This is a genomic window from Bradyrhizobium iriomotense (assembly GCF_018130765.1).
In the GTDB taxonomy this organism is placed as follows: Bacteria; Pseudomonadota; Alphaproteobacteria; order Rhizobiales; family Xanthobacteraceae; genus Bradyrhizobium; species Bradyrhizobium iriomotense_A.
On record NZ_JAFCJZ010000003.1, the window covers coordinates 225,954 to 246,904 of the forward strand.

Sequence of the window (20,951 nt, forward strand, 5' to 3'; positions counted from 1 at the left end):
GCGGGCCGGCTTATTGCTGCCGGGCAAGCAAAGGCGGTCGCACCAAACCAGCGGCTTTACCTGCCGTCAATCGGAAAATGGACAAATTGACGCGTGGTCAAAAGCTTAGGTTAGCGGCGGCCGGCCTGGAACGCCTTCATCCGGCCGATCAGGAATCTGAGCAACTGGCTGGCCGCGTTCGGCAGCTCGCGGCCTAACCGGGTGATGATGTGGGCTTCCGCCGAGGCGAGCAGCACATTGTCGACGGGGACGGCGATCAGCGATCCGTCCTCGAGGTCGGCTGCCACCGAAAACGCCGGGAGCAGGGTTACGCCAAGGTCGGAGCGGACGAAATCTCGCAAGATGCTGATCGAGGTCGTGGTCAGCTTCGGCGATAGACCGATCTTCTCGGATGTTTCGGCCATCGCGAGCAACTGACGCGTGCCGTAACCCGCGTGCATGATCCCAAGCGTGTGCCTGGCAATCTCCCGGAGCTTGACCGGGCGGCGGAGCTTCGCAAGCGGATGGTCGGGGCGCGCGATCAGGCAGATCGGCTGCCGGATGGCGGCGCAGGAGCGGATTCGCGGATCCTGCGGCGGGTGATAGACCAGCCCGATATGGCAGCGGTCGTCGGCAATGGCGCGAATGACCTCGCTGGTGCCGGCGAGTTCCAGCGAGATGGTCAGCCGCGGATGCTTCCGCCAGAACTCACCAAGCGCGCCGCCCATGAGATCGGCGACAAAGCCTTCGCCGAGCACGAGGTCGATGTGACCCCGCTGCAGCCCCTGGAGTTCCCGCAAGCGGGCCAGGGTGTCGTCGCGGTCCACGGTGTGGCGCCGATAGTGCGCGATCAGGAGCTCGCCGGCCTCGGTCGGCCGCACGCCGCGGCTATGGCGATCGAGCAGGGCGGCATCGAGCTCCCGTTCCAGCAGGGCGATCTGGCGGCTGACCACCGACGGATTCACCCCTAGCGCGTCGGCGGCAGCCCGGACGGCGCCGTAGCGGGCGGCCTCGAACAGATAGCGGAGCCGGTTCTCGTCGAGTGCATTGCTCATGCCCAGATTGCTCACGCCCAAGTGTTGCCCATGAGGCAACATTAGGCAACCGCCCCGCTGATGCCCAGTCCCGGGCCGGATCCGTATGGTCTTCCGGCGATATCGGGGTGAGGGAGAGGGACATGGCGGTCGTCGGCGTCGTTGGGCTCGGGAATATGGGGCGCGGCATGGCGCTCTCGCTGACGCGGGCCGGGCATGAGGTGCTCGGGACCGACGCCTCGGAAAAGACGCGCAGCGCGCTCGCATCCGAGGGTATCGCCATTTTCGAAGGCGTCGGGCCGCTTTGCGCCCGCGCCGATCTGGTCGTCCTGTCGCTGCCGACCGCCGAGATCGTCGATGCCGTCGTCGCCGGCGAGGGCGGAATCATCACGCACGCACGGCCCGGCCTGCGCGTGGTTGACACCTCGACATCCCATCCCGAGACGACCCGCCGTCTTGCCGCGGCTCTCGCCACGCACGGTATGTCCATGATCGACGCGCCGGTCAGCGGCGGCCCGAAGGGCGCCATCACCGCCACCATGACCATGGTGATCGGCGGTGCGGACGCCGACGTGGCCGCGGTTGAGCCTGTCCTTGCCGACATGAGCGCAAAGCGCGTGCATGTCGGATCGGTCGGAGCCGGTCACGTCTGTAAGATCATCAACAATCTGCTGTGCGCGGCGCATCTGTTGACCGCCGCCGAAGCGATGCGGATCGCGCGCGCGGCCGAGGTGGATCCGGCCCGGCTGCTCGAAGGCCTCAATGCCGGCTCCGGCCGGTCCGGCGTTACGCAGGTCAATCTGCCGACCTGGGTGCTGAACGGCGCGTTCGATTCCGGTTTCACCATGAAGCTGATGCGCAAGGACGTGCGCCTGGCGAGCCAGCTTATCGGCGAGCTTGCGCTCGACTTGCCGATCGCAGAGGAAGCCGCACGGATCTGGTCGGAATGCGCCGCCTCGATCGGCGACGGCGAAGACTTCAACAGGATCGTCGAGACTCAGCTCGGCAAGATGTGAGTGACAGCATGACCTCCTTCATCGACACACGGCTGCGCGATGCGCTCGCGCCGTTCTGGCCTGATTGCGCGGCGATCGGTTCTCACGTTGCGGGCCGTACCGTTCCTGGCGCCGGCGAGGTCATCACAGTTGATGATCCCGCAACCGGCGCGCCGCTCTATGCCTATCGTGATGCAGGTGAGGCGGTCGTTGCCGAGGCGGCAGCAGTGGCTGTCACGGCGCAAGCCGCCTGGTCGCGGCTCACCGGCGCGGCCCGCGGGCGGATCATGCAGGCGATCGCGCGGGCCATTCAGGGCAAGGCCGAGGAGCTGGCGCGCCTCGAGTCGCTATCGGCGGGCAAGCCGATCCGCGACACGCGCGTCGAGGTCGCCAAGGTCGCCGAGATGTTCGAGTATTATGCGGGCTGGGCCGACAAATTCCATGGCGACGTGATCCCGGTGCCGTCGAGCCATCTCAACTACACGCGGCGCGAAGCCGTTGGCGTCGTGCTCCAGATCACGCCGTGGAATGCGCCGATCTTCACCTGCGGCTGGCAGGTCGCACCCGCCATTGCCATGGGCAACGGCGTGCTGCTGAAGCCATCGGAGCTGACGCCGCTGACCTCGATGGCGGTGGCGCTTCTTGCAGAACAAGCGGGATTGCCGGCCGGTCTCGTCAACGTGCTCGCCGGCTACGGCCACACGACGGGGCAGGCCGCGCTCGGCCAGCCGGCGGTGAAGAAAGTCGTGTTCGTGGGGTCAGTGCCGACCGGCAGGCTGATCGCGGAAGCTGCCGCCAAGCGCCTGTTGCCATGCGTGCTCGAGCTCGGCGGAAAGTCCGCCAATATCGTGTTCGCCGATGCCGATCTTGCACGCGCGGCGATCGGCGCCCAGGCCGCGATTTTCGCCGGCGCCGGCCAGAGCTGTGTCGCCGGCTCGCGGCTGCTGGTCGAACGCTCCGTCTACGACCGCTTCGTCAGGATGGTCGCCGATGGTGCCGCGAAGCTGAAGGTCGGCGCGCCTGATGCCGCGGACACCGAGGTTGGGCCGATCAACAATGCCCGGCAATACAATCGCGTGCTCTCCATGGTGAAGCAGGGCCTTGCGGAAGGCGCAAAGCTTGCGACCGGCAGCGACGGCAGTCTGGGGAAGGGCGGCTTCTTCGTCGCGCCGACCGTGCTGCGTGACGTCAGCAACAGCATGGCGGTCGCCCGCGACGAGATTTTTGGACCTGTCGTCGCCGCGATCCCGTTCGATTCCGAGGAGGACGCGATCGCACTCGCCAACGACAGCGATTTCGGTCTCGCCGGCGCAGTCTGGACGCGCGACGTCGCGCGGGCGCATCGGGTTGCCGCGCAGGTCAGGGCCGGAACGTTCTGGATCAACTCCTACAAGACGATCGACGTCGCCTCGCCCTTCGGCGGCTTCGGCATGAGCGGCTACGGCCGTTCGAGCGGTGTCGAGGCGCTGTTCGAGTACACGCAGGTCAAGAGCGTCTGGGTCGAGACCGCGGCCGAGCCGGCGGTGGGCTTCGGCTACGCGCCGGGGATTCGGGAGTAAGGCTTTAGGCTATTGTTTGAGCGGCCGTAGATCTTGCCGGGGGCAATCGGGCAGGCTTGAAAAATGCTCTCAGCGGCGGCAATCTCCACCTGACTGAGGCCTCGATCTGCAGAATCTCGGCTTATGCCGACCGATGCGAGGATCGACGATGAAGCCGCGGCTGATCATGTGGCTTGCCGTTGTTGCGGGCGTCGCCCTGGTGCTCGGCGTCGCCTGGGCCGCCGTCCTCTGGACCCGCCCGGAGCCTATTCGCATCGCGTTCGCCAATTCGCTCTCTGGCCCATCCGCCCCGGCTGGGACGGAAAGCCTGATCGCGATGCAGCTTGCAATCGACGAAGTGAACGCCAAGGGTGGCGTCAACGGACGGCCGATTGAACTCGTTCTGTTCGACGACGCAAGCGATCCAGCCGTGGCGCGCGCGAATGCGCAGGCGATCGCCGACAGCCCATGCGTCGCTGTGCTCGGCCATTATCTCAGCTCCGCATCGCTCGCGGCAGCGCCGGCATATAAGGATGCACGGATTCCGGCGCTCACGGGAAGCGCGGCTGCCGACGAGCTGACATCCACCAGTGATTACTATTTTCGTGCGCTGTCGCCGGTCTCCGCACAGGCGCGCTCGATCGCGGAACATCTGCGGGCCGTGATGAAGGAGCCAAGAGTCCGCCTTGTTCACACGCGCGATTCCTACGGCAAGAGTTTTGAGCGTGGATTTGCGGCGGCCTATCCGTCGGAGCAGTTGCGCGTGTTCGGACTGGACGTCGCAGCCGGTCAGATCCGATCGATGGATGAGGCGCTGGACGCTGCCGCGCAGGAGCCCGGTCCCGGTGTCATCGTCGTCGGCGCGGCAGCCGACTATATCGCAGACATCGTCAAGGCGCTGCGTCGCCGCGGCATCAAGGGGACGATCATCACAACCCAGGGCGCGGGCCGCGAAAGCTATTTGAGAAATTTCGTCAACGAGCCCGAAGAACAAACGCGTCCGGGTTTCTTCAGTGAGAATCTGTATGCGGCATCGTCGCTGATTTTCGACAGCGCCGGCGTGGCGGCGCAGGCTTTCGCCGCCGACTACAAAGCGAGAGCGGGAACCTCCCCAAGCTGGGTTGGCGGTGGCTCGTATGACGCCGCGCGCCTGATGATCGACGCGCTGAGACGGGCTGCCGTGCATCGCCGGTTTATGGGGCAGGGGATTCAGAAACCATCCGACAGCAAGGTTGCGGATCGCGACCGGGTGCGCCTCGCACTGGCCGCGATCAACAGTCCGAAATCAGCGGTCGTCGGACTGACGGGGCGGCTCTATTTCAACGCGAACCGCGACATTCCGCGCCCGATCCGAATGGGTTTCTTCCGTTACGGTCGGTTCGTCACGGCGCCGCTGCAACTCGTGCGCATCGATCAGCCGGACGGAATCGATCTCGACGCCGAACGGGAGAAGGGCCATGTCGTCGCGTTCGAGGGGCGGCGCTATTGGATTCAACGCGTCGTTTATACCGGCATCGACATCATTCGCGTCAGTCGGATCGACGTGAAGCAGAATTCGTTCAACGTCGACTTCTATCTCTGGATGCGGTTCGCTGGCGACGATGAGGCGCAGACGCACGTCGAATTCCCGGCCTTGCTGGATCGCGGGGCGTTCGATGCAGCTCGGCCGGTTCAGGCTGGACAGGAAGACGGCCTGAGCTATCGGCTCTATCGCATCAACGGCGATTTCAAGGCCCGTTTCGATCTCCATGATTATCCGTTCGACACGCAGGAATTGCGTCTGCATTTCCAGAACACGGAGCAGCGGCGGGAACTCATCACCTATGTCATCGATCGGTTCGGCTTGCGCCTTGCCGACGACGGAAGCTCGCGGGCCGAGGACGGGGCCTATTCCGGACTTCCGCTCTGGCGATTTCTCGGACTGAACTATTTCGTCGAATCCATGTCCAGCGGATCGACGCTCGGCAAGGCGTCTTTGTTTGATGCCGGGGCAATGACGGAATTCGCAGGATTCGATGCGACCATCGTGCTGCGCCGCAGCTCCTCCATCTACATGCTGAAGAACCTGCTGCCGATGTTCCTGCTCGTGCTCGTCGTATTCGCGACGCTGTTCTTTCCCGAAACCATGTTTCGTGAACGCGTGACGATCCCAGTGACCTCGATCCTGGCGAGCGCGGTGCTGCTCGTAGCGGTGAGCAGCCAGATCGGCGATGTCGGATACACGGTGGTGGTCGAAGAGATGTTCTACATTTTCTTCGTACTATGCCTGATGACGATATTGGCGGGCTACAAACATGAAAAACTTCGGGCCACCGGCCGAAAGCGCGCCGCTGTTGTTCTGGATCACGCAGCGCAGGTCATTTATGCCGGGACGGTGCTCGCTGTCATCGTCGTGCTCTACCGGCGTTATGCCTTGTGAGGCACGCGTCGATACCTCGCCGGTCCGCCACACCTTCTTGAAATTCGCAGCATGAGTCCGGCCCTCCAGGGCCGGATCATGCTTCAGCCGCCGGTGACGCTCATGTGCCTGGAGACGCTGGGCCGGTTGTGGCGACGGTCGATGATGAAATCGTGGCCCTTGGGCTTGAGCCCGATGGCGCGGTCGATCGCATCGGCAAGCAGCATATCGTCATCAGATGCCCGCAGCGGCTTGCGCAGGTCGGAGGCGTCCTCATGGCCGAGGCAGGTGTGCAGCGTTCCCGTGCAGGTGATGCGCACGCGGTTGCAGGATTCGCAGAAATTATGGGTCATCGGCGTGATGAAGCCGAGCTTGCCGCCGGTCTCGGCGACGCTGACATAGCGCGCCGGCCCGCCGGTGCTCTCAGTGAGATCCGTCATGGTGAACTGCTGGGCGAGGCGTGCGCGCACCAGCGACAGCGGCAGATACTGGTCGATGCGGCCCGCGCCGATCTCGCCCATCGGCATGACCTCGATCAGCGTCAGGCCCATGCCCTTGCCGTGGGCCCAGCGCATCAGAGAAGGCAGCTCGTCCTCGTTGAGGTTCTTCAGCGCGACCGCGTTGATCTTCACGGCTAGCCCAACGGCCCGCGCGGCCTCGATTCCTTCCAGCACCTTGTCGATCTCGCCCCAGCGCGTGATCTCGCGAAACTTCTTGGGATCGAGCGTGTCGAGCGAGACGTTGATGCGGCGGACGCCGCAATCGGCAAGCTCCTTCGCATGCTTTGCCAGCTGGGTGCCGTTGGTGGTCAGCGTCAGCTCGTTGAGCGCACCGCTCGTCAGATGCCGCGACAGCGAACGCACCAGCGTCATCACGTTGCGGCGGACCAGCGGCTCGCCGCCAGTGAGGCGCAGCTTCTTCACGCCCTTGGCGATGAAGGCCGAGCAGAGCCGGTCGAGTTCCTCCAGCGTCAGCAGGTCCGCCTTGGGCAAGAACGTCATGTCTTCCGACATGCAGTAGAAGCAGCGCAGGTCGCAGCGGTCGGTGACGGAAACGCGCAAGTAGGTGATTGTCCGTCCGAACGGATCAGTCATCGCGCTCGACAGCGCAGCGCGGGGGCTCGCGGAAAGTCCGTTCATACCAAATGCCTTGTCACTTACGGCGACGGCGCACCTTTGCTTCGGCGGTGCTCTGGAAGCAATCTAAGCATCGGACGCGTCAAGGACAATCGGGTGGTATACGTAACTCACCCCTGGATCAGCGCTTGCCCGCATTCGGATCGGGGAACGGCGAGCCGGCTGCGGGCGCAGCGTCGGCGGGCGCCGCGGCGGTCGCGGCCGGTTTCGGCTTCTTCGGCCGGTGCGGCTTGCGGACGGGTTTCGGCGGCACCGCCGGCTGGAGTTCCGCAAACACCGGATTCGGGTCGGTGGTGACCGAGGCGGGCGTGGTGAAATCTCCGGGATTCTTGATCACGTTCACCGGCACGCTCGCGGGCTGGTGCTTGGGCAGCGCGAAGGCGACGGTGAACGGCGCGTCCGGGGCGGGAACCGAGACCGAGCAGGGCGTTTTGCAGCCCTGGCCGAGCGAGGTGGTCGCATCAGCCCCGGGGGGATTGGATTCCAGCCGGACCTGAACGGTCGGCGGTGCCGATTTGAACATGTCCCACGACATCGAGGAGCAGCCACCCAGACTCGCTCCCACCAGCGCAATCGCGATCACACGACGCATGAACCACCCACATCTACTGCGACGAACCGCCACATCCCCGGGCGGACCTTAGGGGCGTCGCTGAGGTCAGGCAACCGGCGCGCGGCGCATGGTTAATAGTTGGTTAACGCGGGGTGTCTTCGATTTTTGCTGGGATTTCAGGGTCTTGTCGAACGCTAAGCCATCAGGCTGCTGGCGGCCGCCGGAAGATCGCGCATGTGGTGGATCAGCCGGTCCGGCTTCAGCTCGGCGATCGGCACGTCCGTGTAGCCGAAGCTGACCCCGATCACGGGAACCCCGGCGCGCCGGGCGACCCCGACGTCGGTTCCGGCGTCGCCGACCATGATGCTGGCCTTCACGTCCCCGCCGGCCCGGGCCACCGTCTCCCGGAAAATGGTCGGATCGGGCTTCTGGACCCCAAATGTGTCGGCGCCGCAGATCGCCGCGAAGCGGCGGCTAAGGTCGAGTTGGTCGAGCAGCCGCTTGGACAGCCATTCCAGCTTGTTGGTGCAGACCGCCAGACGATGGCCTTGCGCCGCAAACTGGTCGAGAGCCGCCTCGAGCCCCTCGAAGGGACGGGATTCGACCGCAATATGCTCGGCGTAATAGGCGATGAAATCCGCCGTCATCCGGTCCATGTCCTTCGGGGTGACGGTGCGGCCCTCGGCCTCCAGGCCCCGCTCGATCAGCTTGCGGGCGCCGGCGCCGATCATGTTGCGGGCCGAGGCCATCGGGACCGGCGGCAGGCCTTCGCGGTCGAGCACGTGATTCAGCGCGGTGATCAGGTCGGGCGCCGTATCCACAAGCGTGCCGTCGAGATCGAAGACGAGGGTGTAGGAGGAGGTCGTGGAGGACGAGGTCATGGGCCAAGCGCTATCGGGCCGGCCGGATCGGCGCAAGGGCAGAAGTCATAAGTTCACCTTATAAGATCGGCCCAGAGGCCTGTTCCCGCGGGGAAAACGAGGCTACATAGGCCGCCGCAAGCAGCTATACCGGCGGCACTCTCAAGCCAGAGGCGGGCGCAAACGTGAATATGGACCAGTTGAAGCGGCAGGCGGCGGCGCGTGCTCTTGAGGAGGTGCGTGACGGCATGCAGCTCGGGCTCGGCACCGGCTCGACCGCAAAGCACTTCGTCGAGCTGCTCGGCGAGCGCGTGGCCGCCGGGCTCAAGGTGATCGGCGTACCGACTTCCGAGGCGACGCGGGCCGATGCTGAGCGTTGTGGCGTGAAGCTGACCACGCTCGATGAGATCGACCATCTCGACATCACCGTCGACGGCGCGGACGAGATCGATCCCGAGCTCAATCTGATCAAGGGCGGCGGCGGCGCGCTGCTGCGCGAGAAGATCGTGGCGGCCGCCTCGGATCGCATGATCGTGATTGCCGACGACAGCAAATGGGTGCCGACGCTCGGCAAGTTTCCGCTGCCGGTCGAGGTCATCCCGTTCGGGCTTGGTGCGACGCGCCGCGCGATCGAGAAGGCATTTGCGGACTGCGGCGTTTCCGGGCAAATGGCGGTCCGCAAGGCCAAGGACGGCCACGTTTTCGTCACCGACGGCGGCCACTGGATCGTCGATGCCCAGCTCGGACGTATTGCGGATCCCCCCTGCCTTGCCAAGGCGTTGAGCGCGATTCCCGGCGTCGTCGAGCATGGATTGTTTATCGGCTTGGCCAGCTCGGCTGTTTTGGCCGGCGGCGAGGGAATCCGCGTGATTGAACGGCGAAAGCCCTAAGGAGACTAGGAATGAAGAGCGTTTTGAAATTGTTGCCGGCCGTGACCCTTGCTGCTGGTCTCGCCGTCTCGGCAGTCCCGGCGATGGCGCAGCAGGCTCCACCGGCCCAGCCCAAGGCGCCCGCCGCGCCGGCCCAGCCGAAGGCCTCGCCGGCGGCGATTGCCGCGGCCAAGGAGATCCTGCAGATCAAGAACGCCACGGCGATGTATCAGGGCGCCGTGCCCGGCCTCGTCGAGAAGACCAAGATCGCGCTGACGCAGCAGAACCTCAACTACCAGAAGGACCTCAACGAGGTCGCCCCGATCGTGGCCCAACAGCTCCAGGGCCGGCAGAACGAGATCGGCGAAGGCATGGCGCAGATCTATGCCAGCGAGTTCACCGAGCAGGAGCTGAAGGATCTCGTCACCTTCTACAAGTCGCCGCTGGGCAAGAAGCTGATCGAGGCCGAGCCGCGCGCCATCGGGCTGAGCATGGCCTTCATGAACTCCTGGGCCCAGAACTTCTCCGAGACCGTCATGGGGGCCTTCCGCGCCGAAATGCGCAAGCGTGGCAAGGAAATCTGACAGTACCTATCTGACAGCGGGTACCTGATCGGGACTCCCTGAAAGAGGTCGGAGTGGACAATGGCTGAATTCGACGTCGACCTCTTCGTCATCGGTGGCGGCTCGGGCGGCGTGCGTGCCGCCCGCATCGCGGCCGGCCACGGCGCCCGCGTGATGATCGCGGAAGAGTACCGCATGGGCGGCACCTGCGTGATCCGCGGCTGCGTGCCCAAGAAGCTGTTCGTGATCGGCTCGCATGTCCGTCACGAGATCGAGGACGCCGCAGGCTTCGGCTGGACCATCCCGTCCATGAGCTTCGACTGGGCGACGCTGATCGCCAACAAGGACAAGGAGATTGCGCGGCTGGAGGCGGCCTACACGACGAATGTCGAGAAGTCGGGCGCGCGGATCGTCAAGAGCCGTGCGGTGATCGAGGACAAGCACACCGTCCGCCTGCTCGCGGACGACAAGAAGATCACCGCAAAATACATCCTCATCGCCACCGGCGGCGCGCCCAACCACGGCGCGGCGATTCCCGGCATCGAGCACGTGATCTCGTCCAACGAGGCGTTTCATCTCAAGAAGCTGCCGAAGCGGATCGTGATCCAGGGCGGCGGCTACATCGCGCTGGAATTCGCCGGCATCTTTGCCGGCTACGGCTCCGACGTCACCGTGATCTATCGCGGCGACAACATCTTGCGCGGCTTCGACGAAGACGTGCGGGCTCACGTCCGCTCCGAGATGGAGAAGCAGGGCATCACTATTCTCACCGGCTGCACGGTGACCAAGGTCGACCGCCATGGCGAGGACTTCACCACCCATCTGTCGAACGGCTCGAGCATCGCCTCGGACCAGGTGATGTTCGCGATCGGCCGCCATCCCAACGTCGCCAATCTCGGCCTGGAGAATGCCGGCGTCGCCATCAATCTGAAGAATGGCGGCATCGCGGTCGATCATTTCTCCAAGAGCTCGGTCGACAGCATCTATGGCATCGGCGACGTCACCCACCGCCACAACCTGACGCCGGTCGCGATCCGCGAGGGGCATGCGTTTGCCGACACCGTGTTCGGCAAGCGCGAGGTGCAGGTCGATCACGCCAACATCCCGACGGCCGTGTTCTCGCAGCCGGAGGTCGGCACGGTTGGCTTGACGGAAACCGAGGCGCGCGCGCAGTTCAGCCACGTCGACATCTACAAGACGACGTTCCGCCCCATCAAGGCGACGATGTCCGGCCGCGACACCCGCGTGCTGATGAAGCTCGTGGTCGACGGCTCGACCGACCGCGTGCTCGGCTGCCACATTGTCGGTGATGCCGCAGCCGAGATCACGCAAGCCGTCGCGATCGCGGTGAAGATGAAGGCCACCAAGGCGGATTTCGATGCGACCATCGCGCTGCATCCGACCGCGGCCGAAGAGCTCGTCACCATGCGCACCCCGACCGCGCGCCATGTGCGTCAAGCGGCGGAGTAGGGACGGCGCACGAGCGGCTCTCAAGCGAACGCGTTCTTGCTGGGCCATGTACCTATAGACCCGGCGGCGTCATGTACGGGTGACTGTGTCCGCTTTGCTCCTATAGCGACCAAATTCGTGCGGCAGCGCAGTATGTCGCGATGGGCCAGTAGAGGTAATTCGACTTCTCGACACCTGGTACGCTTGATACACTTGGACGATGTCCCAGCGCTTGGATGCCGGTCGCCGCTGGATGGGGTGAACGCATGGTCAATGGCGCTGCGTTGGTGTGCATCGTCGGCGCTGGTCCGGCAGGCCTTGTGCTTGCCCACATCCTTCACAGGTCGAACATCTCGTTCGTGATCCTGGAACGTGAGCAATTGGGCGAGCTGCGCAGCCGGACGAAAGCCGGACTGATCGAGCAACGCGCGGTCGCCGCACTCCGACCCTTCGGTCTTGCCGACACCATCATCGAGCGCGGAGGCCGCAACGGCACCTGCGAATTCCGGATCGATGGCGAAGTTATCGTCTGCAACTACGGGGCTCCCAGCGATGATGGTCAGGGCCACTACATCTACCCGCAACAGGAGCTTGTAGGCGACTGGGCCGATGCACTTGTCGCGAAGGGCGGTCAGATCCGTTTTGGGGTTAGGGTTGTCGACGTTGCTCAGAACGACACGGATGTTGAGGTGCGGGCGGTTACTGCAGCGAATGGTGAACCTTTCACCATCCGTGCCGAAGCTGTCGTGGGCTGCGACGGCGCCGGAAGTCTGGTCGCGCGCGCAGCGGGGTTCAAGACGTTCGATATTGCCCACCCCTTCCGCTGGCTTGCGATAATCGCTGCAATTGCCCCGCCGAGCCCCCGCACGGTTTATGCACTGCATCCCAAAGGGTTCGCAGGACAGTTTCGGCGCTCTGCGACGTCGACGCGATACTATCTGGAAGTGCCTGTTACCGACACGGTTGCCGACTGGCCCGACGAACGTGTTTGGGCAGAGCTGGAAGAGCGCATGGCAATTCCCGGTCAACCGCCCCTGGTTCGCGGCGATCTCATCGAGCGGGATTTCCTCGATCTGCGCGTTCGCGTGCGCGAGCCGATGCAGTTGGGGCGTATATTCCTCGCCGGTGATGCCGCTCATATGGTGACGCCAGCGGGCGCCAAGGGCATGAACATGGCTATTCAGGATGCGGTCGAACTCGCGGCTGGCCTATGTGAGCGTTACGGCGATGCCGCCAGCGGCGACCGCCTCAAAGGTTACACGGCTTCGCGGCTTCCGGACATCTGGCGCTATCAGGAGTTCTCAAATTGGGTGCTCGGCCTTCTCCACACCGGGCCTGCGGAGCAGGGTGGGATGACAGAAAAGCAGGACTTCGCCCATCGCTTGCGCCGGGCGCGGCTTGACCGGATGATCAACGACCCGGATTACGCGCGTTGGTTCGGCCGCACCTACAGCGGGTCCTGAGCTCCAATTCCAACTGAAGAAGACCTCGGCGCCCAGCTGCGAACCGTCTAACCGTACAAATATCCGACCGGCTTGCCTTCGGTGCGGAGGGGGCGGACGTCCTTGTGGGTGATGATCTGACCGGCGAGGCCGTCGATCTCGTCGCGCTGTGTCGGCGTCCAGCTGCGTAGCTCGTTCATGCCCTTGAGCAGGCCGAGCCGCAGCACCTGGGTGTTTTCGCCGATGCCAATGAGGCTGATCGACTCCTTGCCTGCCGTCACCACGTCGCCGGCAGAGAGTTCAAAGCCCTCGCCGGACTTCTTCCTGAACTCGGCCGTGCCGCGAATGACGCGATAGATCACGACCTCGCCCTTGGCAAAACGGCTGGCGTCTGCGGCGATCGACGTGCTCTTGGGCAGCAGTGAATGGCCGTGCGGGTCGGTTGCGATGATGTGGCCGGTGACGAGATGACCGCTCGGCACTTCGATGCCGATATCGCGCACGTAAACCGGCATCGCCGATTTGACCGAACCGTCGGTGAGCGGCTTGAACAGCGCGTCCAGCGCCAGGGGATCCTGCAGCCAGAAGCCGGCATCGGCGGGCCGGTTGTGCAGCGGATGGCTCCAGGCCACGCGCGGCGTCTCGGCCTCATTGATCTGGTCCGGACCGACGATGGTCGGGTTCGGAAAGGTGGTGGGATCGGTGATGAAGGCTTCGAGGAATTTGCCGGAATAGCCCATCGAGATCGGATCAGGCACGATTGTCTGCGGTGTCCTCAAGTTCTCTTCGGTCGACAGGCCCGACCAGGTGTAGAACAGCTGGCGATGCACGATCGCGCTTTGCAGCATCACGGCGCCGGGGCCGACATTGTAGAAGCGGCCGTCATAGTCGAAGGTGAACGCGCCCGAGGTGACCAGCACAAGCTGGAAGCCGCCCGGCGGCAGATGAAGGTGAAAATCGGTGGGGCCGGTGTCGGGCCGGTAGATCGGCAGGTTGGTCGCGACCTCGTGCAGCAGGAAGGTCTCGTTGTTGGCGTGAAAGCCCTCGTTGGCGCGGTTGTAGAGCGCCTGCGGCCGGTAGGTTGCCTCGAACTTCGCATTCTTGTCGCGATCGATCGCGACAAAGTCCTGATCGTTGAGGCGAAGAGGGGAGCCATCCGGACGGGTGAGGCCAGTAAATTTGAGATCGCCGGCAGCATGCACGTTCATGGCATTCTCCGATTTGAGAGCGTCATCCCGGAGCTGGGCGCGCGCAATCATGCTGCTCCTTGTCGCGGGAGGGCAGGGAATCAGGCCTGATGCTGTCTTGCGAATTTTGGGCCAGTCAGCGCGCGGCGCAGCGCGCGCGCTCTCCGGCTTCACGAGGCGCGAAAAAAATCGAGATTGCGCCTGAGGTTAGAGAACACGTTTAGCAACCGGTCCGAGCCTGCTGGCAAAGCCCGCAAGTCCGGTGCAGGGGTGTATCTTGTCTAATTTGTCGGCATGTCCTGCAAAGGGCATGCAGCCCCCGCGAGCCTCGGGGACAGGCTGATGCCGCCGGCTCAGCGTCCGAAGCCGCTCATTCGAACGACCGACGAGCCATCCGCTCGGGCTTGCCGGACGGGCTGTCCGCCCACTTCGCCATGTCCACCGCGCGCGCGTCGATGCCTTCGCACCAGAGGCAGCTCAGCTCCGCGCGGCCCTTGGCCGTCAGCATCGGGACAAGCGCATGGCCGCAGCCGGTGCAGGACGTGATGCTATGCATGCGACTCTCCGCGATCATCGAACTCAGGACGACCTTTTCGCTGCCGAAGCTTGCGCGGGCGCTATGACGGCGCAGGAGCGCTCGCTCACCGTCCCGTGCGCATCTCGTCGAGCGGGAGTGAGCTGCGTGCTCCACACTCCGCTGTCATTCCCCGCGGAGGCGGGGAATCCAGTACGCCGCGGCTTCGCGATAGTCACGGACGTCTCGGAGTACTGGATCGTCCGCCTGCGCGGGCGATGACAGCGACGATGTGATCAGGTGCGTAAGCCCGCAACTGCTTAACCAAACATGACAACACGGAACCGATGCGGCGGCTGGTCGCAGTCATGTCGCCTTGATTCCGACAGACCCATCTTTATTTCTGAGGCGAACAAGAATCCGGGCCCCTCTGGCGAGGACGCCGACAAATGTCGGCAAACCTCGCGATGTCGGATGACCTGTCCCGCGCGAATGCGATGGATCGGCTGATCGTCGGGCCCTCTCGAGTTCCTTCCGACCCGTCGTCCCCATCGCAGCTCCGCGCGGGCATTTGCGCAAAACGAGGAGCAACGATGTCTGACGCCAAATTCTCAAATCCGATCGAGATCACCGAACCGTCCAGCCTGAACGAGCAGGCTGCGGTGGCGCTGGTCATTGCCGGCGCGCTGGTCGCGGTGGCCGACCGGCGCGTCTCGCCGGTCGAGCGTGACGAGGTGATCCGCTTCATCAGGGATCGCGGATTGGCGCCGCATGTCGGCGACGAGCGGCTGCTTTCGATGTTCGACGAACTGGCGGAACGATTGGAGGAGCCGGACTTTGCCAACGTGGTGATCGACACGCTGCGGCCGGTTTCGAACATGCCGCTGTCATCGCATCTGATCGAGCTGTCGGAACGCGTCGCGGCCGCGGACGAGGACGTGCATCCCCATGAGGTGCAGGCGATCAAGCTGCTGCGGCTTTTGACGCTGGTGCTGCCGCGCGCAAAGCAGGTCGGGCCGGGTGCGGTGAGCACCGCCCCAAAGGAGTGAGCATGAGCACAGCATCGGATGAGCACACGACCGGGACCGCGGGCGCCGCCAGCCAGATGGCCGGCGGCGATCCGCGCCTCGACAAGCTTGTCCATCGCCTGCCGCCGCGCATGGGCGACACCGTCACCTATCTGCTCAAGCCCTCCAGCCGCTGGGTGCGGATTCCCTCGGGCGGGCTGCTCGTCGTGGGCGGCGTGCTCTCGTTCCTGCCAGTGCTCGGCGTCTGGATGCTGCCGCTTGGCCTTGCGTTGCTCGCCGAGGACGTGCCGGCGCTGCGCTCTTCCCGTTCAAAGGTCTTCGACTGGATCGAGCGGCGCAAGCCGCATTGGCTCGATCCGTCCACACCGAAAAATGATCAGCCATGACTGAATTCATCACCGCCGACGCGCTGAGTGCGCTGCTTCAGGTCGTCCTGATCGACCTCGTGCTTGCCGGCGACAACGCCGTCGTCATCGGCCTTGCCGCCGCCGGCCTTCCGGCCGGGCAGCGCCGGCGTGCCATCATCGTCGGCATTGCCGCCGCAACCGCGCTGCGTATCGTGTTTGCCGGCGTCGCGACCCAGCTGTTGCAGGTGATCGGCCTTCTGCTCGCCGGTGGCGTGCTGCTGCTCTGGGTCTGCTGGAAGATGTGGCGCGAGCTGCGCGAGCATTCCGCGCATTCGAGCCAGCTCGCGTTCAGCCATGGTGGCGCGAGTGCTGCGCCGGCGCAGAAGACTTTTGGCCAGGCGGCGGTGCAGATCGTTGCCGCCGACGTCTCGATGTCGCTCGACAACGTGCTCGCGGTCGCGGGCGCCGCACGCGAGCATCCCTACATCCTGGCCTTCGGCCTGCTGTTGTCGGTCGCGATGATGGGCGTTGCCGCCGATTTGCTCGGCCGGGTGCTGCAGAAGCAGCGCTGGATCGCCTATGTCGGTCTCGCCATCATCGTTTACGTCGCCTTCGAGATGATCTATCGCGGCTCGCTCGAGCTTGCGCCCGTGATCGCGAGTCTCTAAGCGGACGCGTCCTGCCTGCACTCCGGAGTGATCAATGACGTCTGAATCCACAGCACCTTCGGCTGCGCCGTCGCCGCGGCCGGAAATCGGCCCGTTCGCGCAGCTAATCTTCGGCTCGCGCTGGCTGCAGGTGCCGCTCTATGTCGGCCTGATCATCGCACAGGGCGTCTACGTGCTGCTGTTCCTGAAAGAGCTCTGGCACCTGGTCGTGCATTCCTTCGACGCCAGCGAGCAGCAGATCATGCTGGTCGTGCTCGGGCTGATCGACGTCGTCATGATCTCGAACCTGCTGGTGATGGTGATCGTCGGCGGTTACGAGACGTTCGTCTCCCGGCTCAACCTGAGCGGCCATCCCGACGAGCCGGAATGGCTCAGCCATGTCAACGCCAGCGTACTCAAGATCAAGCTGGCGATGGCGATCATCGGCATCTCCTCGATCTCGCTGCTGCGGACCTTCATCGAGGCCGGCAATCTCGGCACCACGCGCAGCAATTTCACCGAGAGCGGCGTGATGTGGCAGGTCCTGATCCACCTGACCTTCATCATCTCCGCGATCGGCATCGCCTGGGTCGACCGCCTCGGCGACAACGGTCACCGCAAGGGCGCAAGCCACGGCTGAACGGGGCGCCTGGACATCACTGCGTCTGGGGATAGGCCGCGTTCTCCCGACGCTCGCGCTCGCCGAGCTCCCGCACCAGCTCCTGAAGGAAGGACTCGGTATAGGCGGGCAGGGTGCGCTCGGCACGGACATAGATGCCGAGATCGGACCAGACCGGGCTGCCGGCATTGTCGAGCGGGAGGAAGACGAGCTGGCTGTCGCGCGACAGGCGGCCGATGCCGAGCTGGGTCTGGAAGGCGACGCCGACGCCGCGCGCGGCGAGCTCACGCATCAGGTCGATCGAGTTGGCCTGGATCGCCGGCTCCGGCGTCTCCGAGAGCTGTGCGATCAGCGGCTGCAGCAGATGATAGATCGACAATTCCGGCAGCGCGTTGATGACGGGGAAGGCGAGGCATTGCTCCAGCGTCACCGTCTTGCGGCGCGCCAGCGGATGCTCGCGGGCGACCACGGCGCCGAGGCGAAACCGCTTCAACGCGACCTGCCGCAGGTCCGGCGGATGGCGGAGCGCCATGGCAATGCCGATGTCGGCTTCGCCGCGGCTTAAGGACTCCAGCACGTCGGAGGATCCCTTCACCTCGGTGGTGAAGCTGACGCGCCTGGCCCGGCCGCGGTGGGACGCGATCAGATCCGGCAGCACGGATTCCGTCAGCGATTCGATGCAGGCGATGCTGACGGTGCCGCTCCAGGCGCCGGACAGGGACGCGACGTCCGAGCGGAAGCGGTCGAGATCCTGGAGCACGTTCATGACGTGCCGGGCCAGCATCTCGCCGACCGTCGTCAGCGTCAGCCCGCGCGCATTGCGCTCGAACAGGGGTGATCCAACCTCTTGCTCAAGCTTGAGAATCTGGCGGCTGACGGCCGAGGAGGCAACGTTCAGGACGCGCGCTGCGGCCCGGATCGAGCCGGTGCGGCGGACCGCGTGGAAGTACTGGATGGAAGGCGAGTGAAAGCGCATGGGACCCCCAGCCCGACTATAGCCGTTGCCGAAACGGCAGCAACATGTACGAAATTCTCTGCTTTTCGAGAACGCTACTCACCCCTAGGTTCGCCGCCGGCTTGGCCGGCCCTGCCGGGAAGACGCCATGCCTTGCGCAACGCGGCGCCAGGGGATTTCGGGGTGAACGAGAACATTGCTTGCGAGCTGGAGCACGGGCCGGACACCCGTCTGGTCGACCGCCGTCGGGCGGCCGCCTATGTCGGCGTGACCGCCGGCCGTTTCGAGCAATTGGTGCGCGACAACGTCGTGCCGCCGCCGGTCATGGTGGACAACAAGCGGCGCTGGCCGATCGCCTTGCTCGATGTCGCCAGGGAAGCGGTCGTCAGCAGCATGCCGTGCCTGCCGCAGGTGATGGCCGACGCCACGCCGGAGGCGCGCCCCTGCGAGCGCGACCCGGCACCGGCCGCGCAAGAATTGCCGGATCAGGCCTGGTTCGAGCAGCGCGCGCGGTTCGTGCAGCGCGTGCGGCGATCGCTGCTCTCGGGCAACGAGATCCGCCTCTTGCGCGAGTTCAAGCTGCTCAAGCAGAACCAGATCAGCATGTTCGGCTATTACGGCAGCTTCGAAGCGCTGATGGTGCGCGGCTACATCGTCGAGATCGATCGCAAGCCGCCATCGAGCCGGCCGCTGGTGACCTATCGCCTGACCGAGCGCGGCGAGCAGGTGGTGTCGGCGCTGAAGGACGAGCCGCTGATCTGAACGGCCGCCGGTTCGAGATATTCCAAAAGAACCGGCTGGACCTGATCGCACTCATCGCTATATCTTATAGGATATAGCGGAACTGCGCTCCGGAGTTCTCGATGGAAATCAAGGTCAGATCGCTCACGACCTGCGAGGTGGCAGCCGACGGCGGCGCGATCTCGCTGGGCTTCGAGGACGTGACGGGCAATCCCGCGGCCGTCAGCGTCTCGCTCAACCAGGTCGGCGCCCTCATCATGACGCTGCCCGGATTGCTCGAGACGGCGCTGAGGGCGCGTTACGGCGACCAGCGCCTGCGCTACGCCTATCCGCTGGCGTCCTGGGTGCTGGAGCAATCGACCGACACGACCCAGCGCATCATCACGCTGCAGACCGAAGACGGCTTCAAGGTCCGCTTCTCGATCCCGAAGGCGGAACAGAGCCTGCTGGGTGAGGCACTCACGCAGCCGATGCCAGAGGTGGCGGTAAGGCCGAATTAGGTCAAGACTTCCGCGAACGGGCGATGTCGCTCCTGAGCGCCATCAGCTCCTTGTGCACCGCGCGCGCGGCGTCGCGCTCGATCTTGCGGTAGCGCGCAACAAGCTTTTCACCGAAGGGAGTCAGCATTGCGCCGCCGCCGTTCTTGCCGCCGGCCTGCGGCTCGACCACGGGATGCCCGCAGATGCGCTTGATCTCGTCGACGAGGTCCCAGGCCCGCTTGTAGGACATGTCCATGGCGCGGCCGGCCGCCGAGATCGAGCCGTGCTCGCGGATCTGCTCAAGCAGCTCGATCTTGCCGGGGCCGATCCGGTCCTCGCCGTCGAGGTCGATGCGAAGGCTCAATTGGGGAAGCGATTTGGCGCTCGCGCGCGACATGATTGGTATCTCTTGGACTTTGCCCGACGAGATTGCCACTCTTGCCCATCGCCGACAAGGTGAGGGCGCATTCATCACCGCACGGCGTGCATCTCCAGAAACGCCTTCACGCCGGTCACGGTACCCGTATCCGACGGCACGTAGCCGGGCAGGGTGGCGACGGCGGCGCGAAAATCGGCGCTGCGGATGATCTCGAGGATGCGCTGCATCGGCGCGGTATCGAGAAAGGCGCGCTTGCAGACGAAGAAATAATCCTCGGTGAGGATGCGGATGAAGTCGAGGCCGAACTGGCGGGCGGCGGCCTCGACGCCGAAGCACGCATCCGCCATGCCGCTTGCGACATAGGCCGCGACCGCGGCGTGGGTGAACTCGATCTGCTGCGCGCCGTTGATTCTACTCTCGTCGATGCCGTTTGCGGCGAGCAACTGGTCGAACAGCAGCCGCGTGCCGGAATCATGGTCGCGGTTGACGAAACGGACGTTCGGTTTGGTGAGGTCGTGAAGCGAGGCGATGCGCAGCGGATTGCCGCGCGCGACCATCAGGCCCATCTCGCGGGTGACGAAGCTGATGATGCGATCCTCGCGCGGATCGAGCCATTCGCGCGCGGCCTTGATGCCTTGTGCGCGTAGCGCGCCGTGCGGCAGATGCAGGCCGGAGAGGTCGCAGGCGCCTTGCGCCAGCGAGACCAGCGAATGCTGGTTGCTGACATAGCGCAAGTCCACGCCGATGCCGGGCTCGCGGTCGAGGAATTCGCGCAGCTTTGCGACCGCAAAGCCGTGGCTTGCGTGCACGCGGATCACCGCGGGGCGCTGCTCGAGGAACGGCTTGATCTCGCTGGCGAGCTCCTGGGCCAAATTGTCGAGCTGTGGCCCGAGCCGCGCCTGCATGCGCTCGCCCGCCCACACCAGCCGCTCGCCGAACGGCGTAAGTTTTGAGCCCTTGCCGCGCTGGGTCTCGACCAGCGGTGTGCCGAAGAACTCCGACCATTGCTCGATGAGATTCCAGACATGGCGGTAGGACAGATGCGCGTCGTTGGCCGCGCTCGTGATCTTGCCGGTCTTCCGGATTTCGTTGAGCACGCCGAGCATGACGGCGACGGTGCGCGGGCTGCCCTCGCGGCGAAACCGCCAGACAGCCTCGATCTCGATCTGCAGCATTGGCGTTCCTTATGAACTTGGCTTCATATATTCGGCGTCCATTTGCAGATCATATCATATTTAC

Annotated in this window: 22 protein-coding genes; 13 read left to right on the plus strand and 9 right to left on the minus strand. The window is 64.7% G+C overall.

Translation table 11 applies throughout. The annotated features are described in order from the left end of the window. Positions 1-110: 110 nt before the first annotated feature. A complete protein-coding gene (locus JQ635_RS07260) occupies positions 111-1,034 on the minus strand; it encodes a LysR family transcriptional regulator (protein WP_211409183.1) in 924 nt (307 codons plus the stop codon). Here JQ635_RS07260 and JQ635_RS07265 point away from each other — a divergent pair. The 3 genes from JQ635_RS07265 (at position 1,022) to JQ635_RS07275 (ending at position 5,965) form a co-directional block, all read left to right on the plus strand. Continuing rightward, positions 1,022-2,029, plus strand: coding sequence for an NAD(P)-dependent oxidoreductase (locus JQ635_RS07265; RefSeq protein ID WP_349631842.1), 1,008 nt, complete (start codon positions 1,022-1,024; stop codon positions 2,027-2,029). The two genes, JQ635_RS07260 and JQ635_RS07265, sit on opposite strands and share 13 nt — an antisense overlap. 8 nt (positions 2,030-2,037) lie before the next feature. Then, positions 2,038-3,567, plus strand: a complete 1,530-nt coding sequence (locus tag JQ635_RS07270; protein ID WP_211409185.1) for an aldehyde dehydrogenase family protein — start codon at positions 2,038-2,040, stop codon at positions 3,565-3,567. A 148-nt stretch (positions 3,568-3,715) separates the two neighbouring features. After that, complete coding sequence (locus JQ635_RS07275) at positions 3,716-5,965, plus strand: ABC transporter substrate-binding protein (RefSeq protein WP_211409186.1); 2,250 nt, start codon at positions 3,716-3,718, stop codon at positions 5,963-5,965. Positions 5,966-6,048: 83 nt separating this feature from the next. On the opposite strand, the gene moaA is transcribed toward JQ635_RS07275, so the two are convergent. From moaA to JQ635_RS07290, 3 genes are all read right to left on the minus strand, one after another. After that, positions 6,049-7,083: a GTP 3',8-cyclase MoaA gene (gene moaA, locus JQ635_RS07280; protein WP_211409187.1), complete on the minus strand. Its 1,035-nt coding sequence runs from the start codon at positions 7,081-7,083 to the stop codon at positions 6,049-6,051. A gap of 118 nt (positions 7,084-7,201) precedes the next feature. Then, positions 7,202-7,672 carry a hypothetical protein gene (locus JQ635_RS07285; protein WP_211409188.1) on the minus strand — a complete coding sequence of 157 codons (471 nt, stop codon included), beginning with the start codon at positions 7,670-7,672 and terminating at the stop codon, positions 7,202-7,204. Between the two features lie 155 nt (positions 7,673-7,827). Further along, a complete protein-coding gene (locus JQ635_RS07290; RefSeq protein ID WP_211409189.1) occupies positions 7,828-8,514 on the minus strand; it encodes an HAD family hydrolase in 687 nt (228 codons plus the stop codon). A 164-nt stretch (positions 8,515-8,678) separates the two neighbouring features. On the opposite strand from JQ635_RS07290, the gene rpiA reads away from it, so the two are divergent. From rpiA to JQ635_RS07310, 4 genes are all read left to right on the plus strand, one after another. Then, positions 8,679-9,383, plus strand: a complete 705-nt coding sequence (rpiA, locus tag JQ635_RS07295; protein WP_211409190.1) for a ribose-5-phosphate isomerase RpiA — start codon at positions 8,679-8,681, stop codon at positions 9,381-9,383. An 11-nt stretch (positions 9,384-9,394) separates the two neighbouring features. Continuing rightward, positions 9,395-9,946, plus strand: coding sequence for a DUF2059 domain-containing protein (locus JQ635_RS07300; RefSeq protein ID WP_211409191.1), 552 nt, complete (start codon positions 9,395-9,397; stop codon positions 9,944-9,946). Between the two features lie 60 nt (positions 9,947-10,006). Beyond that, positions 10,007-11,395, plus strand: coding sequence for a glutathione-disulfide reductase (gene gor / locus JQ635_RS07305; protein ID WP_211409192.1), 1,389 nt, complete (start codon positions 10,007-10,009; stop codon positions 11,393-11,395). Between the two features lie 245 nt (positions 11,396-11,640). Continuing rightward, complete coding sequence (locus JQ635_RS07310) at positions 11,641-12,837, plus strand: FAD-dependent monooxygenase (RefSeq protein ID WP_211409193.1); 1,197 nt, start codon at positions 11,641-11,643, stop codon at positions 12,835-12,837. A gap of 47 nt (positions 12,838-12,884) precedes the next feature. Here JQ635_RS07310 and JQ635_RS07315 read toward each other — a convergent pair whose 3' ends face one another. Together JQ635_RS07315 and JQ635_RS07320 are read right to left on the minus strand one after the other, a co-directional pair. Further along, on the minus strand, positions 12,885-14,024 hold the full coding sequence (locus JQ635_RS07315; protein ID WP_211409194.1) for a hypothetical protein: 1,140 nt from the start codon (positions 14,022-14,024) through the stop codon (positions 12,885-12,887). A 349-nt stretch (positions 14,025-14,373) separates the two neighbouring features. After that, entirely contained in the window at positions 14,374-14,559 is a 186-nt protein-coding gene (locus JQ635_RS07320; RefSeq protein WP_026312396.1) for a hypothetical protein, read from the minus strand. Positions 14,560-15,110: 551 nt separating this feature from the next. Between JQ635_RS07320 and JQ635_RS07325 the strand changes: the two genes are divergently transcribed. The 4 genes from JQ635_RS07325 to JQ635_RS07340 are packed head-to-tail and all read left to right on the plus strand — an operon-like array spanning position 15,111 to position 17,179. Further along, a complete protein-coding gene (locus JQ635_RS07325; protein WP_211409195.1) occupies positions 15,111-15,566 on the plus strand; it encodes a TerB family tellurite resistance protein in 456 nt (151 codons plus the stop codon). Between the two features lie 2 nt (positions 15,567-15,568). Continuing rightward, on the plus strand, positions 15,569-15,931 hold the full coding sequence (locus tag JQ635_RS07330; RefSeq protein WP_211409196.1) for a hypothetical protein: 363 nt from the start codon (positions 15,569-15,571) through the stop codon (positions 15,929-15,931). Then, the gene (locus tag JQ635_RS07335) at positions 15,928-16,560 is read left to right on the plus strand and encodes a TerC family protein (RefSeq protein ID WP_211409197.1); all 633 of its coding nucleotides are present in this window, start codon (positions 15,928-15,930) and stop codon (positions 16,558-16,560) included. The genes JQ635_RS07330 and JQ635_RS07335 overlap by 4 nt, the downstream gene beginning before the upstream one ends. A 34-nt stretch (positions 16,561-16,594) precedes the next feature. After that, on the plus strand, positions 16,595-17,179 hold the full coding sequence (locus JQ635_RS07340; RefSeq protein WP_211409198.1) for a TIGR00645 family protein: 585 nt from the start codon (positions 16,595-16,597) through the stop codon (positions 17,177-17,179). Positions 17,180-17,195: 16 nt separating this feature from the next. Here the strand turns inward: JQ635_RS07340 and JQ635_RS07345 are convergent, their stop codons facing one another. Next, the gene (locus JQ635_RS07345) at positions 17,196-18,134 is read right to left on the minus strand and encodes a LysR family transcriptional regulator (RefSeq protein WP_211409199.1); all 939 of its coding nucleotides are present in this window, start codon (positions 18,132-18,134) and stop codon (positions 17,196-17,198) included. 162 nt (positions 18,135-18,296) lie between these two features. Between JQ635_RS07345 and JQ635_RS07350 the strand changes: the two genes are divergently transcribed. Together JQ635_RS07350 and JQ635_RS07355 are read left to right on the plus strand one after the other, a co-directional pair. Next, the gene (locus JQ635_RS07350) at positions 18,297-18,875 is read left to right on the plus strand and encodes a hypothetical protein (RefSeq protein ID WP_211409200.1); all 579 of its coding nucleotides are present in this window, start codon (positions 18,297-18,299) and stop codon (positions 18,873-18,875) included. A gap of 101 nt (positions 18,876-18,976) precedes the next feature. Further along, positions 18,977-19,354 carry a hypothetical protein gene (locus JQ635_RS07355; RefSeq protein WP_211409201.1) on the plus strand — a complete coding sequence of 126 codons (378 nt, stop codon included), beginning with the start codon at positions 18,977-18,979 and terminating at the stop codon, positions 19,352-19,354. Between the two features lies 1 nt (position 19,355). On the opposite strand, the gene JQ635_RS07360 is transcribed toward JQ635_RS07355, so the two are convergent. After that, positions 19,356-19,730, minus strand: a complete 375-nt coding sequence (locus JQ635_RS07360; RefSeq protein WP_211409202.1) for a winged helix-turn-helix domain-containing protein — start codon at positions 19,728-19,730, stop codon at positions 19,356-19,358. A 74-nt stretch (positions 19,731-19,804) separates the two neighbouring features. Further along, positions 19,805-20,887, minus strand: a complete 1,083-nt coding sequence (locus tag JQ635_RS07365; protein WP_211409203.1) for a substrate-binding domain-containing protein — start codon at positions 20,885-20,887, stop codon at positions 19,805-19,807. Positions 20,888-20,951 lie beyond the last annotated feature (64 nt).